This window comes from Chryseobacterium sp. Marseille-Q3244, from assembly GCF_940807095.1.
Taxonomy (GTDB): Bacteria; Bacteroidota; Bacteroidia; order Flavobacteriales; family Weeksellaceae; genus Chryseobacterium.
In genome coordinates, this window is the sequence record NZ_CALNWX010000002.1 from 1 (window position 1) to 16472 (window position 16472).

The 16472-nt window shown below is 35.1% G+C and carries 16 protein-coding genes and 2 pseudogenes; 12 read left to right on the forward strand and 6 right to left on the reverse strand.

Going from position 1 to position 16472, the window contains the following annotated elements:
• Positions 1 to 128, reverse strand: a pseudogene (locus NBX25_RS03085) (hypothetical protein); the annotation flags it as partial.
• Between NBX25_RS03085 and tgt the strand changes: the two are divergent.
• From tgt to NBX25_RS03115, 6 genes and pseudogenes are all read left to right on the forward strand, one after another.
• A pseudogene (gene tgt, locus NBX25_RS03090) lies at positions 121 to 237 on the forward strand (tRNA guanosine(34) transglycosylase Tgt); the annotation flags it as partial. The pseudogenes NBX25_RS03085 and tgt sit on opposite strands and share 8 nt — an antisense overlap.
• Before the next feature lie 139 nt (positions 238 to 376).
• Positions 377 to 904: a TetR/AcrR family transcriptional regulator gene (locus NBX25_RS03095; RefSeq protein ID WP_250252799.1), complete on the forward strand. Its 528-nt coding sequence runs from the start codon at positions 377 to 379 to the stop codon at positions 902 to 904.
• Positions 905 to 907: 3 nt separating this feature from the next.
• Positions 908 to 1321, forward strand: coding sequence for a nuclear transport factor 2 family protein (locus NBX25_RS03100; protein ID WP_123908898.1), 414 nt, complete (start codon positions 908 to 910; stop codon positions 1319 to 1321).
• 308 nt (positions 1322 to 1629) lie between these two features.
• On the forward strand, positions 1630 to 4263 hold the full coding sequence (locus NBX25_RS03105) for an alpha/beta hydrolase family protein (RefSeq protein WP_250252802.1): 2634 nt from the start codon (positions 1630 to 1632) through the stop codon (positions 4261 to 4263).
• Positions 4264 to 4270: 7 nt separating this feature from the next.
• Positions 4271 to 4840, forward strand: a complete 570-nt coding sequence (locus NBX25_RS03110) for a hypothetical protein (RefSeq protein WP_250252803.1) — start codon at positions 4271 to 4273, stop codon at positions 4838 to 4840.
• A gap of 4 nt (positions 4841 to 4844) precedes the next feature.
• Positions 4845 to 5408 carry a hypothetical protein gene (locus tag NBX25_RS03115; RefSeq protein WP_250252805.1) on the forward strand — a complete coding sequence of 188 codons (564 nt, stop codon included), beginning with the start codon at positions 4845 to 4847 and terminating at the stop codon, positions 5406 to 5408.
• Positions 5409 to 5658: 250 nt separating this feature from the next.
• On the opposite strand, the gene NBX25_RS03120 is transcribed toward NBX25_RS03115, so the two are convergent.
• Entirely contained in the window at positions 5659 to 6672 is a 1014-nt protein-coding gene (locus NBX25_RS03120) for a catalase family protein (RefSeq protein WP_250252807.1), read from the reverse strand.
• A gap of 305 nt (positions 6673 to 6977) precedes the next feature.
• Here NBX25_RS03120 and bamJ point away from each other — a divergent pair, with 305 nt between their 5' ends.
• The 5 genes from bamJ to NBX25_RS03145 all read left to right on the forward strand — a co-directional run bounded on the left by bamJ (position 6978) and on the right by NBX25_RS03145 (position 10880).
• Positions 6978 to 7412, forward strand: coding sequence for a BamJ family beta-barrel-assembly machinery protein (gene bamJ / locus NBX25_RS03125; protein ID WP_123859134.1), 435 nt, complete (start codon positions 6978 to 6980; stop codon positions 7410 to 7412).
• A 140-nt stretch (positions 7413 to 7552) separates the two neighbouring features.
• Entirely contained in the window at positions 7553 to 8494 is a 942-nt protein-coding gene (locus NBX25_RS03130; protein WP_250252809.1) for a hypothetical protein, read from the forward strand.
• Positions 8495 to 8568: 74 nt separating this feature from the next.
• The gene (locus tag NBX25_RS03135) at positions 8569 to 8979 is read left to right on the forward strand and encodes an Rrf2 family transcriptional regulator (protein ID WP_250252811.1); all 411 of its coding nucleotides are present in this window, start codon (positions 8569 to 8571) and stop codon (positions 8977 to 8979) included.
• A gap of 59 nt (positions 8980 to 9038) precedes the next feature.
• Positions 9039 to 9692, forward strand: coding sequence for an NAD(P)-dependent oxidoreductase (locus tag NBX25_RS03140; RefSeq protein ID WP_123859137.1), 654 nt, complete (start codon positions 9039 to 9041; stop codon positions 9690 to 9692).
• Positions 9693 to 9707: 15 nt separating this feature from the next.
• Complete coding sequence (locus NBX25_RS03145; RefSeq protein ID WP_250252814.1) at positions 9708 to 10880, forward strand: MBL fold metallo-hydrolase; 1173 nt, start codon at positions 9708 to 9710, stop codon at positions 10878 to 10880.
• A 209-nt stretch (positions 10881 to 11089) separates the two neighbouring features.
• Here the strand turns inward: NBX25_RS03145 and NBX25_RS03150 are convergent, their stop codons facing one another.
• Complete coding sequence (locus tag NBX25_RS03150; RefSeq protein ID WP_250252815.1) at positions 11090 to 12124, reverse strand: M23 family metallopeptidase; 1035 nt, start codon at positions 12122 to 12124, stop codon at positions 11090 to 11092.
• Between the two features lie 224 nt (positions 12125 to 12348).
• Between NBX25_RS03150 and NBX25_RS03155 the strand changes: the two genes are divergently transcribed.
• A complete protein-coding gene (locus tag NBX25_RS03155; RefSeq protein ID WP_123908890.1) occupies positions 12349 to 13389 on the forward strand; it encodes an NAD(P)H-dependent glycerol-3-phosphate dehydrogenase in 1041 nt (346 codons plus the stop codon).
• Positions 13390 to 13467: 78 nt separating this feature from the next.
• On the opposite strand, the gene NBX25_RS03160 is transcribed toward NBX25_RS03155, so the two are convergent.
• The 3 genes from NBX25_RS03160 to NBX25_RS03170 are packed head-to-tail and all read right to left on the reverse strand — an operon-like array spanning position 13468 to position 16196.
• Complete coding sequence (locus tag NBX25_RS03160) at positions 13468 to 14244, reverse strand: phage tail-like protein (protein WP_123908889.1); 777 nt, start codon at positions 14242 to 14244, stop codon at positions 13468 to 13470.
• 11 nt (positions 14245 to 14255) lie between these two features.
• On the reverse strand, positions 14256 to 15077 hold the full coding sequence (locus tag NBX25_RS03165; RefSeq protein ID WP_123908888.1) for a phage tail-like protein: 822 nt from the start codon (positions 15075 to 15077) through the stop codon (positions 14256 to 14258).
• A 12-nt stretch (positions 15078 to 15089) separates the two neighbouring features.
• The gene (locus NBX25_RS03170) at positions 15090 to 16196 is read right to left on the reverse strand and encodes a phage tail-like protein (RefSeq protein WP_250252817.1); all 1107 of its coding nucleotides are present in this window, start codon (positions 16194 to 16196) and stop codon (positions 15090 to 15092) included.
• Positions 16197 to 16472 lie beyond the last annotated feature (276 nt).

A 16472-nucleotide genomic window follows, 5' to 3' on the forward strand; every position in this document is an offset into this window, starting at 1 on the left:
CCGGCTTCGCGAACGCATCTTGCAATATTTCTGATGCTTCCCATTTGCCCGACAACAACGTGGAAGTTAGCTTCTAAACGTTTTCCGTGCATTCCGACAGGTTCCTGAATTTCCCCTTCGGAATCCATTGGATTAGGAATTGATATGATGGATTGCGTGATGCCTACAAGAAATGCCAGAAATGCAATGCTTTTCACATGGCAAGGGGTAATGAATCTTAAAAATGAAAAATGGAAGCCTTAAATCATAATGTAAGCAGATAACTTTGTGTCTTTCGTGTTTCAACATTCTTTAAACATTTTTTTTAAAAATAAAATAGACAGGTCTGTCTGTCTGTTATTTTTTTTCATACATTTGTTCTATAAAAGAAAGCAATATGAAATCTCCAAGGGAAAGAATTATCGCAACAACGTTCAATTTGTTTGCAAAGCAAGGATATAATTCAACAGGAATTAATCAGATTATTTCAGAATCTGAGGTGGCTAAAGCAAGCTTTTATCTTCATTTTAAATCAAAGGAAGACTTATGTGTAGAATTCCTCAATGTAAGACACGAATATTGGTTCCATGAGCTTCATACTTTTTCTGCCCAGTCAGAAGATCTTTATTCAAAGATTATGAATGCTTTTGATTTTCTGATCTATATGAACAAAAAAGAAAATTTCAGAGGTTGTAGCTTTCTGAACATTTTATCAGAAATCCCCGCAGATAATATTAAAATTCTAAACGTGATCCAGTCCCATAAAGCTGATCTTAGAAATTACTTTCTGGAATTATTGAAAGACGATGATCTTTCTGATCATATTTATATGCTTTTTGAAAGCAACATTATAGAAAGCCAGCTTTATAAATCGAATGAGCTGATAGAGAAATCAAAAAAAATAGTCACCCAATTAATCCCTTAAACAATGGAACAAAAACATCCGCTTCCGCCTTTCACTCTTGAAACGGCAAAGCAAAAAATTCAAATGGCAGAAGATGCCTGGAACAGTCAGGATCCTGAAAAAGTTTCCAAAGCTTATACAATAGACAGCGAATGGAGAAACAGAGATGCATTTGTCAACGGAAGAGAAGAGATTGTTGTATTTCTTCAGAAGAAATGGGAAAAAGAACTCAATTATAAACTTAAGAAAGAATATTGGGCACACACTGAAAACCGTATTGCGGTTCGTTTTGAATATGAATATCAGACTAAGGAAGGAAATTGGTTTAGAGCTTATGGAAATGAGAACTGGGAGTTTGATGAGAATGGCTTGATGGCTAAAAGATATGCCAGCATCAATGATCTTGCTATAAAAGAAGAGGAACGTAAATTTAGATAAAAGAATAAAACCGAGAGTAAAGATTCAAAGGTTTTTCCTTGCCACGAATGCACAAATTATAAGTGTATTCGTGGCATTTTTAATTTAATAGGAGTAATACAGCTAAAAATAAATAGTCGTAGAACTACTACACTTTTAGATATTTATGAATAAAAATATCTTCTAATAAAATAATATTTCTAAATTTAGAGAGTTATTGATTTAAAAAACACACTTTATGAAAAAACACATCTTAAATTCAGAGCTGTTCAGGCTCCTCATTGCTTATGATACTATAGAAAGAAACAATAACCTCTAATTTCTATACCATGAGCAGAACGAGAATTGTAAAAGGGAGCTATACCAAGATTTCTCAGGAAGGACACAGCATGTATTCCAATGAAAACATTATCACTACTGCAGGGAATTCAATTACAGAAATAGGAGTAAAAAATGGGGTTAGTTATGGGGAGCCAAAAGACCCTCCTAAGCCTCCGATGATTGATTACCCTGAGCCTTTTTTAAATGGTGATATTATTTTTTGTAACGGTTATTTGAGTAATCCAAAGAAAAATTTTGAATCCTATCTTAATGTAATTACTGATAAAGTTCCGGACGATCGAAAAGTAAAGCCATTACGGGGAGCTAATATGAGTGAAAAGAAAGTAACCGATGACGAAGACATCATGACCAACGATGAACTTGAAAAAATAAATGAGAAAGGAGGGGGAACCCTGTATAGTGAAAAAAACTATAAAGATACTGAACGTTTCCGTTGGTTATTTGCCGCGAAGGAACAGTTTGAAGGATATTGGGAAGGTTATGACAATGTTTCCGGGAAACGATACTCACAAATATTCAAGGAGTATTTTCATGCAAAAGGGAATGCCCATTTCATTAATGGATCCCATGGACTGCAATCATCCGGTGCACACCGTGTAGAACATGGTATTGCTCAGGGGTATGCCTGGGCAAAAAGAAAATGGAATATAAAAGAAAAGTCTGAAATTGATAAAATAAAGGATAAAAATCCAGGCTCGTTAAGTTACTCTCCTCAATATAAACCTGTAACCGTTGTTGGTCATAGCCAGGGAGCTGCAATTGCGGCAGGGGTTGCTTTAGGGATAATGTATTATGCTAATGAACTGGGGTGGGAGGAAATGTCCATTAATATTTTATTTTTAGGAACTCATCAACCACAAGGATTATACGGGCAGGACTATGAAGGGTTCAAAAAATATTATTTTGAAGATTTTATTAATGAATGGGTTTTGGAATGGGTAGGAGATATCTTTTCCAAGGAAAAACTGTATCAAAATCAGGGGATTTATGAAAAAATGAATGAACTTCTTGGAGATTCTTCCTGGGGAGGGCTTATTGAAAGGGCCGTACAATTTACTTTCCCGAATGACAGGGCTTTATTTGTAACCCGGATGGGCGATATTCCTTATGTAAAAAATGCCTGTAGTGAAAAGGATAATTTATACATAGAAAGCTGGGGATTTTATAAAGGAGAAAGCCGTGAGGGGTTCTTCTCTGATGGCGATGGTTATCACTTTCCCAAAAGGCTTCTTGATAAAGCATTCAATCCTGATGGAAGTCCCAATGAAAAAGGACATACTTTCAGGCAATGTGTGAAAGAGTATTGGAAGGCTTATCACTACTATAAAGACTATCGTAATGAGATAAGGGCAAATCCCCAAAAGAAATATACTGCAGCCTTACACCCAATTCCTAAAATTGGAAGAGTGCTACCTTTATGGTTTCAGGATATTATGATGCAGTCCATTGCTAAAAAAGAAGGCATAAAAAAGCAAGTTTATATGGAGAGTGAGCTTTATCGTCGTAAGCTTCATGCTCTGCTTGCTTTTGCAAAAGTACATGAAATGGAATTGCAGGCTCATTTTGCCCCGGTAGGACTGATGTTTAATAAAGGGACTTTGTCAAGTTGGGAACAATATCAAGATCAAACTATTTGGGATAGAATACAGGATGCAGGAAAAGATATTTTTTACAAAGTCCACTATTCTGATCAGAGGCAGGAAGATAAAAAGAAACAAGAAAAAGAATATGTAGAAGGTGAAGGAAAAAATAGACTGATAAAGACCAGTATTGCCAATACTCCCGGAATAAAAGAATGGGTAGATAAAGCGAAAGAAGAGCTTAAAGTTGAAAAACACTGGTATTCTGATATTCTGGATTGGTGGAACGGGAATAAGGAATATGATGGTTCCGGGTGGGGACATGGAGCAAGACAAGGGTTTGCCGAAGCGATTGGTCTTACAGGTGGAAATATTGATAGTATTGTTGAGGCAGGGCTTTATTCAATGCTGCAAGCCCGAGAAGTTGATATTAGCAATAGTGATAGATTGGTTAGAGATATAAATGAAGATCCAGCAGTAATAGATAGGGAAAAATTAATTGCAGAATTAGTATTAATTAACCCTAAATATTTGAAAGAAGATTTTACCTTTGACTTTGTACATCCCGACCCTAAAAAAAGAAATGGGATTCAACTTGGGGGCAAGCGATCTAATGAAAAAAGTATGTGGGAACAATTTAAAAATCCATTTAGTACCAAATATCTTGATACATGGAAAGTAGCAGTTAATGAATTAGCATGGCTTTTACGCTCTATAAATTTAAGCAGTGTAGTTGAGGTGAAAAAAAATGGTACCGTATATATTTATCATAAATTTAATGATCAATTTGATTTACGCCCATCTTCCAATGGAGAAAGAGTTATTGAGTATGATGTTGCATGTATTATATTAGGATTTCTTTATCATGATATTGCAGGAGGAAATGATCATATGAAAATAAAAGGCAATTGGAGTAATACTTATTCTAAGGAACAGATTGATTGGAAGGCCAATTCTATGAAAAGAATAGAAGAAGGAATGAAAAAAATGAAAGAGAAAATGGATGAGAATCGTCTAAAATGGATTAGAGATACACATTAAAAATGATATGAAGAATATAGTATATTTATTTAGCATGATAAGTGTTTTATTATGCATACAAAATTGTAACAAATTAAAAAACAAGGTGAAAGAAAATATGAAGGTACCTGATTATTCATACAAGGATGCCAAAATAGATGATTTCTACTATGTTATTGAAACCGAAGGAAGCAGTAATATAGTTCCTTTGATTAAGCCTTTTGATTTAATTAAAGCGGGCTCTCCTCAAGAATGGCAATTGGCAACCTATGATTTACCAAATGAATTGGGGAATGTCATCACTCCTGTCACTTCTATAAATGTTTTTCAAATATACATTTATGGTTATAAGCCATTTGAGAATGGTATGAGTGGTCCTGAGTTTGATTCTCCCGAAAAGTGGTTTATTCTTAATGCAAAAGATAGAAAGCTTACATTTTTTGACAAGGAGCTTGATTTCAAGATGGAAATAAAAAAACTGAATCTTCCAGATCACCTTTTAAATCCTGACGCAGTCTTTGAGGAATATAAGAATCAACGTATTTTATCTTGGTTCCCCGAAAATATTAAAAAACAATTGGAAAAAGTAAAAAAATAACATTATGTTGGAAATTATCATTTTATTCGTTCTTACCGGAATTTCATTCTTATTTATACTATATGCTTTGTTTATGCTCATCATAAAGAAGAAGAAATCTTTTAAATATCCTATTCTTATCAGTATCGTTGCATTTATTTCTATAGGATGTTTTACTCTATACCAAACCGCTACTAAAACCTACAACAAAATAGATGATTTGCTTGTAAAAGGAGCTTCTAAAACAGGAGAAATTACAGGGAAAACGGTTACAGCTTTTGGAAAATCAGCTTATGATGGAGTGGGAACAGTTTTGAAAAATAAAACAGAGATACAGTCATCACTTAAGCAAAAGGGAATTGAGGTAGGTAAAATTTTGAATGAGGAAAATAATATGTTACAGGTTTACATAATATTTAATAAAGATTACAAAGGAAATGTAACTGTTAGAGTTAAAGATATTAATAATGAAGAGATAGGGAGATCTACAGTATATGTCGAGGGAAAATCAGGCCAAGCCAATTATAAATCATTTATATTTAATCAATTGACAGATATTCCTGAGCAATCAACAATTTTCATAGAGTAGGAAAGAAAATTAGTATGCGGGATTTTACGTCTATTGTAATTTTTTTAGGTTGTAATAAAGTAGAATTGAAAAACTCGATCTTCCTAGAACATTAGCAATGAACGCATTTTATCTGATGGGAAGGGGGGCAAAGTTCATAAGATAAAAGAAAGCCCCCAAAATGATAAAGACTATTGCTACAACAGTTTTTACTGTTTTATGTACATGTTCACCATTGTAATTACAATAATAAAAACTTCGTATCTGTAAATTACAACTCACTTTTCTTCCCATGCAAAAGGGTATTGATCTTTCTTCTGGTCTGAACAGATACTTTATAAGCACCATCCCTTAATTTTTGAATTTTTCCTACGGGTTGAAAGATCATCTTACTTTCAAACGGATTAAATGAAAGAAGTTCATTACTACAATCTCGGGGATCCAGTAAAGAATTCTTTTCTATTTTAACTTCACCAATCTTGATGTAGGGCGAATTTTTCCATTCTACATTCAATTTGTTGATGGGTTGGTCTTTCAGGTCATAGCACAGCTGAATCAAAACATCGGCGGTAAAATCATTCCTCTGAAAATAATTCTTTAAAACCTTTTTCATGTTTTGTTTCTTTTCCATATTCTTATTAACAGACTTAGGACTGAGCTTTATTTTTATCATATAATCTCCCAGGCGGTAAGCCCCTACAGAATGATAATCAAAAGAGAGAATAAAATCATTTCTCTTGCTGAATAGTTTTAATGAATTTCTAATAAATGAACCTGTAAAAACAGAGGGAATAACTTTAATGGCTTGTGTTATAATTGAAAATAAACTGCTCCACTTTTTGATATAAGAAAGATTGACGGCAGTAAATAGTTTTAGAAATGTTGAAACTGAATTAACTGGGAACAATGGAAAGTTTACCAATGGATAATTGGAAAGCAGATTATTATTCTCATCCCTGATTTGCACCGCAAAGCCATAGGCTGGAATATCCCTTTTAGAATTTGTAATTTTCAATTGTGCATTGGAAAGCCTTACAAACAAATTAAATTTCTCTTTATCAAAAAAAGGTTTGAGAAATTCAGGAATATTGGGATCCACCCAAAAAATTCCCTTAGCAACAGCATATGTTTTCGCATGGGCATTTCTGGTAGCATAATTGACGTCACTTATAGAAGAGGACTGCTCAACAAAATCAGCAATCGATTTTTTATTGATTTCAAGAAGTTTTTTTTCCTCTTCATTAAGCTCATCAAACTTCTTATTATATAATATCGGATTTGGCATTTAGTTTTTAAATCCAATTATAACGCCAAGTTTCGGAATTTGTGTTAAGGAATTATTACAATTATTTGAATTTTATGAATGAGAAAGGGCGAATGCTGGAGGAGAGCGGTAACGAAACTATATAATTTTTATAGATATGCTTTTAAATGACTGAATATCAATTGATAAAATATTTTTATGAATGCTTGCTTATTGAAGCTGATAAGACAAATTGATGCCTGTTCATATAATTAAAGTTTGAACTTCCATCTCTCAGCTTCCATCTTTCAACTCCAAAAAGCCTTATCTTTGTAAAAAATTATAATATGGGAGTAGCAGATTTGTTATTTAAACGTAAAAAAGAATTAGCCGAAAAGAATCTTAATGACGGTAAAGAATATATGGAAGAGTATGGTAAGAGAGAAAGCGTTGTTCAATTACCAAGCGGCTTACAATACGAAATTATTACAGAAGGAGATGGGGCAAAACCAGGACCAAAATCTACTGTAAAATGCCACTATCATGGAACTACCATTTCCGGTAAAGTTTTCGATAGTTCTGTAAAAAGAGGAACTCCAGCATCTTTTCCTTTGAATAGAGTGATTTCCGGATGGACAGAAGCGCTTCAGCTAATGCCGGTAGGAAGTAAGTGGAGGCTGATTATTCCACCACATTTAGCGTACGGAGATCAGGAGATCAGTAAAGAAATCGGACCAAACAGTACCCTTGTTTTTGAAGTGGAATTATTGGGGATTAAATAATCCGGCTTAAAAATAAATTAAAAGATTACCTGATTTCAGGTAATTTTTTTTATTTGTACTATATTCGTATTGATGAATTATATTGAAACTGATTGATGATTTCTCACAATGATTCAGCTATTGCACAAAAATTGGTTTGAATGAAAAAGCTACTTTCCCTCTTTATCGTTTTCGGTCTGCTGACTTCTTGTGTTTCCAGGAAGAATCAGACTATTCAACAGAATATACTTACTCTGAAGGATAGTTATTGTAAAGCTCCTTTTAAATACAACTATAGTAATAAAGTCCCTTCCCACAATTCGGATTCTATTTTAGAAGCCAATAAAGAGCTGAAAGAAATGTTTTCTGACCAGAGTATTTTAATTTTAAATGCTTTGGATAATCTGCATGAAGTTCATCAGATTATGGATCTTAAAAAAGATTCCTCTTTGGCTTCTCAGGTTAAAGTTTTACAGTTAAAGACAAAAATCAATAGTAAAATCACCATTGCCCTTACTGAATTGGATGCGGTAGCTGCAGAATTCGATTGCGAAGGCGAAAGAGTAGCGCAGATAGGTAATTATGTGGATAATCTTAATTCTTCCAGAAATAATAAATTGATTCTATATTCTATCATTACAGGTGCAGCTGCCTCTATTGCCGGAGGAATTGTTGGAGATCAAGGCTGGAGCAATGCTATTGATATTGGAGGAGGGGTGCTGGGAGCAGGTTTTGGTTTAGCAACGCTTAATCCGAAAGGGAAAAAGGTAGAATTTATTCATCAGAGAAATCTTTTGAGAGATATTTGGAAAGGTAAATTGGAATCCCCAAACTTTCCACCATTTATCTGGTATATGTATACCGAAAAGAAATTTTCCAATAGAGAAGAACGTTCCATTATCGGAAACATGAAAGAAAGATGGCTTCATTATCAGTTCGATGATAATAAAGCGGCCGCAGATCAATCCGTTATTTTCAGTGATGGTGGATATTATAGAGCAGATGACCTTCATAACCGCGCTGCGATGCTCAATCAGATGCAATCGGCTACCCGAACAATCAATCAAAACATTAATTATTTACTGCTGGATCTGGATAAATAAATCCTTTAAGAAAAATTTAACTGTAATATATTTTGTTACAATTAAAATTTGTCTATCTTTGCAATGTAATTACAATGAACAATACAAGATTTGCTACGGCAATACATATAATGACCTTATTGGCGAAAAGTCCTCAGGAGTGGCTCACTTCTGATTGGATTGCGGGTAGTATCAATGTAAACCCGGTTATTGTACGTAAAGAAATCAGCGTTTTGAGAGAAGCAGGTTTAATTATCAGCAGACAAGGAAAAGAAGGAGGAAGCCATTTGGCTAAAGATGCTGAAAATATTACGATTTCTGAGATTTACAGATCAGTAAAGAATACAGAAGTACTAGGAAAGAAAAATCAGAACCCTAATCCTGCCTGTAGTGTTGGAAAAGAAATTAACAGTCATTTAAATACACTGTTTGAAGAAACAGATCAGTTGGTAAGTCAATTTTTAGGAGATAAATCTTTGCAGGAGTTCGCAGATCAGTTCGAATAAAAATTTTTTATCTATAAATGTAACAAAATTTATTACAATTTAATTAAAAATAAAACATTATGAAAAAAGTAGCAGTAATTGGTGCAACCGGATTTGTAGGAGCACACATCGTAACAGAATTATCAGACAGAGGATATGCAGTAGAAGCTTTAGTAAGAGATGCGTCTAAAGTAAAAACACAGGAAAATGTAACGGCAAAAAGCGTTGATGTAAACAATGTATCAGAATTAGCAGAAGCTTTAAAAGGAAGTGATGCTGTAATCAGTGCTTTTAATGCAGGATGGACCAACCCAAATCTTTACAATGACTTTTTGAATGGTTCTGAAAATATTGAAAAAGCAGTAGAAGAATCAGGAGTAAAAAGACTGATTGTAGTAGGTGGAGCAGGAAGCCTTTACACACCGGATAATGTTCAGATCGTAGATACACCGGATTTTCCGGATGCTTACAAACCGGGAGCAACTGCTGCAAGAGATTATTTAAACAAGATCAAAGGAAATAATACCTTAGATTGGACATTCTTCAGTCCTGCGGTGGAAATGAATCAGGCTAATGTAGGATCAAGAACGGGGCAATACAGAACATCTTTGGAAACACCTGTTTTTGATGCAGAAGGAAGAAGCCGTCTTTCTGTAGAAGATGTAGCCGTAGCTTTAGTGGATGAACTGGAACAGAACAACCACATCCGTGAACGCTTCACAGCAGCCTATTAATCTAAAAAGAACAAAATGTTAAAAAGAAAGCTATTATCATTAGTGACTATTTTAGGTTTCATCAGCATATTTGCAGGGAATCTGAAAGTTAAAGTCTATAATCCCGGAACCAAGGCAATATTTCCAATTACTTCTACCATTATTTATGGTGATAAAGATGCTATGCTTATTGATGCTCAGTTTCAAAAGCAATATGCAGAACAGTTAGTAAAAGAAATAAAAGCAACGGGAAAAAACCTGAAAACCGTTTTTATTTCTCATAGTGACCCGGATTTTTATTTTGGATTAGATGTCATTAAAAAAGCTTTTCCCAACGCAAGAATTATTTCTACAGCACAGACGGCTTATCTTATTTCCGCTTCAAAGGAGGATAAACTGGCAGTTTGGAAACCGCAATTAAAAGCAGATGCGCCCTCAGAAATTATTGTTCCGGAAGCAGTGACTTCCATTCCAGATCTTGAAGGAAATACAATTGAAATCAGACAGAATCCTGAAGATCCTGCTCACAGCTTTCTTTGGATTCCATCTATTAAAACTGTTGCAGGAGGAATTTCGGTTTCTGTAGATTCTCATCTTTGGATGGCAGATACTCAGAATGTAAAAGCTATTGACCAGTGGATTGAGCAGATTGATGCTATGAAATCTTTGAAACCTGAGCAGGTAATTCCATCACATTTTGCCAAACAGTCTCTATCGCCTGTATCTTTGGATTTCGTTAAAACTTACCTTGAAAATTATAAGAAAGCGGTTACGGAAAATAAAACTACAGCGGCTATCGTAGACTTTATGGTAAAGAAATATCCAAATCTTCCAGGAAAAGATGAATTGGAAATGGGGGTGAAAGTTTTCTTAGGTCAAATGGATTGGGATTTAAAATCACCTTATCCGGCTATCGGTAAGAAAGTAGAAGTTGATTTTGGAGCTGTAAAATTCCTTCTGGATTTTAAAGACAACAAAACAATGACATTCACCGGAACTGCCGGAAGCTCAAAAAACAGTACAGATACTGTAGGGTATACAGCAGTAGAAGTAGCAAAGAATATTTTTATGGTATACTGGCATGAGCCTCATTTGGGATTCAATGTAACGCATATTCAGGATTACAATAAAAATATAGTGTATTCCAATATTGCAGGACCAGATGGTACCTTTACTCATCCAAAAGGAACGCTTAAGATTCTAAAATAGAAAACAGCTGCTATGGGCAGCTGTTTTTGTTTATAGTGTAACCTTAAAACCTTGCGATAAAATAATTTCTCGCAGATTTCACAGATTTATAAGGGAAAAACTAATGTAATCCTTGAAAAACCTGTGAAGCCTGCAAGATCAGCAATACTACTACACATTATCTATCTTTTAGAGCCAAAAAAAGCTGCCTCATTAGAGACAGCTTTCTTTTATAGATTCATAAACAACTTCGGATTTACCGGAGTATTGTTTTTATGTACTTCATAATGAAGATGAGGTCCTGTAGAACGCCCGGAGTTCCCTGATTTAGCAATCACCTGACCTACTTTTACTTTATCATTCACCTTGGAAACAAGCTGTGATAAATGTCCGTAAAGAGTAGCCAGTCCGTTTCCATGAGAAACAATGACACAATTCCCATAACCACCTTTCTGCCCGGAGAAAATAACGGTTCCCGCGGCGGCGGCTCTTACATCAGAACCGAATGCAACGGCAATATCCAGTCCTTTATGGAATTGCATCTGGTCCGCTTCAGCTGGAGGATTATTTCTTTCCATAGGAGCTGCTTTAGAAGTAGTTGTTCCTGCAACAGCTTTTGTAGCAGGAGCTGAAGCAGCCGGTGCAGAAGCTACAGGAGCTGCTTTTGGAGTCACCATCACTTTAACTTCTCTTTTATTTCCATAACTGTCTGTTAATTCAACGATTTTTTCTACAGGTTCGGCTTTAGCTTCCGGCTTTGGTGCTGCTGCAGCAACAGGTTTAGCTTCTGTAGTAGCACTCGATTTTACCGAAGCAAAAACAGTTCTAAATGGAATAGGATTTTTTCTGATCCCGAAATTAGATGAAATATATCCATCTGTAGGCATTCCTAATGGAACCTCCATCAGTTTTTTCTGTAGGTTCATCAGGTATTGGCTGTATCGGTTGGCTTGTTTGGAAAGATAAATAGAATTGGCAATACTGTCCTGATTAAGCATCATTAGCTTTTCATTTGAAATGTCTTTAGACTTCAGGAAAGAGTTCAGTTGGGCAACGGTCTGATCTACCAACGTAAGATCAGTTTTCATTTTCAGATAATCTACACTGTCTTTTTCAGTGTTTATTTTTACAAGATTCACTGCGTAGGTTTTGTCATCCTTCTCTGAGAAAAGTTTGGCAATGAAGATACCTTGTGCAAAAACTACTAGTAAAAGTCCTCCCAGGAGAATGTTTACGTTCTTCTTGCTGTTTAGAAATTTTTTCATATTTCCTCTCTTAGAATATTTAAAACGGTTTTCAGCTGCAAATTTAATTAAAAATAAGTTTTGTTGGTTATTGTTAATTAAAATTCAGTTTTTTCTGTATCTAACGCTTAATTGTATATTTAATTGTGTTGAAGCATTATTTTTTTCAGAAAATGGTTTTTTATCATGCTTTAAAGTATTCTGTTAAATCTTTGTTTAATATATTTGCAGTTCACATTCCAATTATGGCTAAAAAGAAAATTATTTCAGAATCTTCGAATCCAAAAAAGACTAAAAAGGATGTTTCTGTAGGAGTAGTAGGAAGCGGAAGTTTTGCAACTGCTATCGTAAAAATGCTTGTTGAAAATTGTAAAGTTGTGCACTGGTGTGTAAGAAGTGAGTTTGTAAAAGGAGCTATTGAGCTTCGAGGACATAACCCGACTTATCTTACGGCTGCTCATTTTAATCTGAAGAGTTTAAAACTGACCACAGATATTAATGAACTGGTTTCTGCGTGTGATGTCGTTGTATTGGCAACACCTTCCATTTACCTGTCAGATACTTTGGATAAGATGACCTGTGATTATTCAGATAAAATCTTTGTTTCTGCAATCAAGGGAATTATTCCTAAAGTAAATGATGTGGTAGCCCATTACCTGCGTGATGAATTTAAGATCGGTTTCAGAAACCAGGCGGTCATTGCAGGACCTTGTCATGCAGAAGAGGTTGCGATGGAAAGACTTTCTTACCTCACCATTGCTACCGTAGAAGATGAAACAGCAGAAAAGCTGGAAGGAATTTTCAGTTCAGATTTTATTAAGGTACAAACCAGTAAAGATATTCTGGGAAATGAGTACAGTGCCATTCTTAAAAACATTTTTGCTATCGGAGCAGGAATTGCAAGCGGATTAGGATATGGAGATAACTTTACTGCCGTTTTTGTATCTAATGCGATCCGTGAAATGGAAATCTTCCTGGAAGCTATCTATGAAGCACCAAGAGATGTAAATGAAAGTGCTTACCTTGGAGACCTTTTGGTAACCGCCTATTCACTTTTCTCAAGAAACAGAAACCTTGGAAACCTTATCGGAAAAGGATATACTGTAAAATCAGCAATCCAGTCCATGAACATGGTCGCGGAAGGGTATTATGCCGCACAATCCATTTACAAGACTTCAAAACAGAAAAACCTGAAATTGCCTATTATTGATACGGTATATGGCATTCTTTATGAAGGTAAAAATGCTGAAAAACAGTTTAAAAAACTGACCGCAAAACTAAATTAAAAAACAAGGTTCCATATTCCAGAACCTTGTTTTAATACCTATATTGAAGACTTAAGTAGTAGTTTACTTAAGTCTTTTTTATTGACTCATTTTAGTAATAACAAGTGCCAGTGACGAACGAACATTCAGATTGCTGGCCGTAAATCCGTTGCCTGTATCAAATTCAAATTTTTGACGGATAGTGGTAGGGGCAGCTAAAGTCAAAAAATAACTTCCCTGAAAAAAAGTAAAAGAGCTTGATAACTGACACATTCTGTTAATTTCCGTAATATTAGTACCAGTTACTGCATTGATAATATATGATCGTGTGCAGGTGAAGTTTTGAGACAGGTATTGTGTATTGGCTGTTCCATTATTGTTATTTGCATTGCTGGAATCTACAGAATACCGAAGGATGTATGTTCCAGCCGGTAAAGTAATAGTAGAAGTATCAGATCCTAGTGAGGCAGCTGTAATTTTATTGGCAGCTACGGTGAAGTTGGTAAGTGTATTATTTGTACTTCCGGTAGGAATTAAAATACCTGAATTGATAATTAAGGACATAGACTGAGGTTCCGTTCCGGCAAGTATAAAACGTTGCCATTGATCTCTGATCCATACATAATATCCTTTAGGAAAAACAGAGGTTCCTCCTTTATTATAAATCATCAGACCATCGGCAGGATTAGCAATGGGGGTTGATGTACTATTCAGTACCGTAAGATCATATTGAGGAAAAAGCACTCCTTTATCGGATGAATTAATGTCTAGGACACTGCTTGCGTTAGGATTTGTTGTATTAATACCAACTTGTGCGTTAACGCGCGTGCTCAACAGTATTATAGTTATACAAGCAAGATAAATATAGTTTTTCATTGTAATAGTAATTATTGATTAAGGGCTGATCTTTGAATATCAATTTTAGCATTGGTAATAATAATTTCTCCGTTATTGGGAGTTGTTCCTCCTGCTCCCTGTTGATAAGTACCTCCTGCATCATGTGCAATGGAAGGAACTAATGTAATAGGGGTAACTGATGTGGAAACAAAAGAAAAGCTCATATTTAAAGTATGTGTTTTATTAGTCGCTATCGATTGTGCATTGATGCTTATTGTTTTTCCATATTGAGTTCCTGAAACAGGATCAATAAGTTTAACAAGATATTGATGCAATTGTATAGGAGTACCTCCAATTCCGGCAGTAGTACTTTCCAATGCCGTTCTTATATTCAGGCATACATTGACCAGGTAACCACTATTTCCGGGAAGTGTAATGACTCCTGACGTGGTGTTGTAAGATGCTCCAATATCATTTGAAACAACCGTAAAAGAAGCATCATTAAAATTTTTAAAAGTACCGTTGGCAAGGTTTCCCAATATTGTATAATCTGTAGTACGTTGAAGCATCATATAGCTTACGAGATTGTAAGTATCAGCGAGCTGAGTCCATCGGTTGTTTTTCCATATATAAAGACCGGGGCTGATAGAATTTCCTTTATTGTATACAATAAGCCCTTCTGCTGGATTAGGAACAGGGGTGATATTGTTCAATATGTCTACGATATCTACTCTGGGAAGAAGAACACCTTTATTTGTAGATTCGGATACTTCCAATACAGCTGAGCTATTAACAGTAGATTTCCCAATTCCTACTTGCGCGTATATTGTTTGTGCTATAATAAATAATAGGAGAATATAACCTTTTTTCATGTGTTTTTGTTTTTAAAGTTGTGATATTTTAATGTAAGATCCAGTTGGTATCACGTTGACAAGATCATAAAACGTACTGTTCTGCATTCTTCCCAATCGTAATCTTAGTCCTCCAATGATGTTGGCATTGGCATTAGCAGGAACACTGTAATAGTAGGACCATGTTGCTAAATGATTGGTATTTACTTTAGAGACAATGGGAACTTCCTTTCTGGTATTAGCTCCTGATACAAACGTATTACTGGTGTTATTGTATTGATCGTTGGTAAAATCTATAAAATATCCCATCAGATAATAAGTACTTCCTGAAAGAGGAGCGGTTCCCCCTTGTCCTGAAGGACTTTCCTGAGGCGAATTTAAATTAAGATTCACTTCTACCAGATAATTTCCTTGAGGAAGAACCAGAGAATATCCTCCAGAACTTGGATTCTGAACTACTTTGAAACCATTAATGTTGGATACGCCGGAGACCGCCGGAGGGTTCACTAACAATTGAGTGTTAGCTCCGGCAACAGCATTATCCAATGCCGAGAGGTTTCCTGTGAAATCGAGATAAGCAACCTTGGGAGTATTTTCGGCATCAATAGTACTTTGCCATTGTTTGGTAGTTCCGTTAAAAACATGTATGGCTTTATTATTAGTATTATTTCCTCCATTAAAACCAATAAGAGCATTAGCCGGTGAAGAGACAGGAGTAGTTATGCTGCTGAGATTGGTAATGTTGAGGTTAGGGAATAGCAATCCTTTACTTCCTCCTGAAATGACTAATGTGGGAGCACTCGTATAACCGCTTCCTCCGTTATTAATAGTGATACTGGTTATGGTTCCATTAGAGATATTAGCCGTAGCCCGTGCTTTAGTACCCCCGTTTATAATGGGGCCGCCGCCATAAAAATTAATGGTAGGTGCTGTAATATACCCACTTCCACCGTTGGTTATGGTAATTCCGTTTACAGCCCCACCTGATACCGTGGCTGTAGCTGTTGCAGAAACTCCATTGAAATTTTCGATATGCAAAATTGCACTGGGGTCCGGTTTGGACGTGTTGATTCCTACACTTCCGCTTTGGGCTAATGCCATTGTAGCGAAAAATGTACTTAAGAAGTTAACAATTGTCATCTTTTATATGTTTACGAAATAATTTTAACTAAATACACATGGAATATGGTATTAAATCAATTGAAAGATACGTATAAAAAATGATTAATTTGTGATTTTTTTACATAATTAAGGCTTTTAAATTATTATTTTGTCAATTAAAAGTGAATTTTAGTTGTTTGTTTTTAATTCGTATTCACTTATTTTTGAAAAATTATATGTACATAAACTATTATGATTAAAGTATTTTGTATTGCAAACTTTAATGAACTTAAATTAATATAAAATAGATGAGGG

Bases quoted from the DNA above. Each gene is read 5' to 3' on its own strand.
- NBX25_RS03095 (WP_250252799.1), top strand. From the start codon at position 377: ATGAAATCTCCAAGGGAAAGAATTATCGCAACAACGTTCAATTTGTTT.
- NBX25_RS03100 (WP_123908898.1), top strand. From the start codon at position 908: ATGGAACAAAAACATCCGCTTCCGCCTTTCACTCTTGAAACGGCAAAG.
- NBX25_RS03105 (WP_250252802.1), top strand. From the start codon at position 1,630: ATGAGCAGAACGAGAATTGTAAAAGGGAGCTATACCAAGATTTCTCAG.
- NBX25_RS03110 (WP_250252803.1), top strand. From the start codon at position 4,271: ATGAAGAATATAGTATATTTATTTAGCATGATAAGTGTTTTATTATGC.
- NBX25_RS03115 (WP_250252805.1), top strand. From the start codon at position 4,845: ATGTTGGAAATTATCATTTTATTCGTTCTTACCGGAATTTCATTCTTA.
- NBX25_RS03120 (WP_250252807.1), bottom strand. From the start codon at position 6,672: ATGCCAAATCCGATATTATATAATAAGAAGTTTGATGAGCTTAATGAA.
- bamJ (WP_123859134.1), top strand. From the start codon at position 6,978: ATGGGAGTAGCAGATTTGTTATTTAAACGTAAAAAAGAATTAGCCGAA.
- NBX25_RS03130 (WP_250252809.1), top strand. From the start codon at position 7,553: ATGAAAAAGCTACTTTCCCTCTTTATCGTTTTCGGTCTGCTGACTTCT.
- NBX25_RS03135 (WP_250252811.1), top strand. From the start codon at position 8,569: ATGAACAATACAAGATTTGCTACGGCAATACATATAATGACCTTATTG.
- NBX25_RS03140 (WP_123859137.1), top strand. From the start codon at position 9,039: ATGAAAAAAGTAGCAGTAATTGGTGCAACCGGATTTGTAGGAGCACAC.
- NBX25_RS03145 (WP_250252814.1), top strand. From the start codon at position 9,708: ATGTTAAAAAGAAAGCTATTATCATTAGTGACTATTTTAGGTTTCATC.
- NBX25_RS03150 (WP_250252815.1), bottom strand. From the start codon at position 12,124: ATGAAAAAATTTCTAAACAGCAAGAAGAACGTAAACATTCTCCTGGGA.
- NBX25_RS03155 (WP_123908890.1), top strand. From the start codon at position 12,349: ATGGCTAAAAAGAAAATTATTTCAGAATCTTCGAATCCAAAAAAGACT.
- NBX25_RS03160 (WP_123908889.1), bottom strand. From the start codon at position 14,244: ATGAAAAACTATATTTATCTTGCTTGTATAACTATAATACTGTTGAGC.
- NBX25_RS03165 (WP_123908888.1), bottom strand. From the start codon at position 15,077: ATGAAAAAAGGTTATATTCTCCTATTATTTATTATAGCACAAACAATA.
- NBX25_RS03170 (WP_250252817.1), bottom strand. From the start codon at position 16,196: ATGACAATTGTTAACTTCTTAAGTACATTTTTCGCTACAATGGCATTA.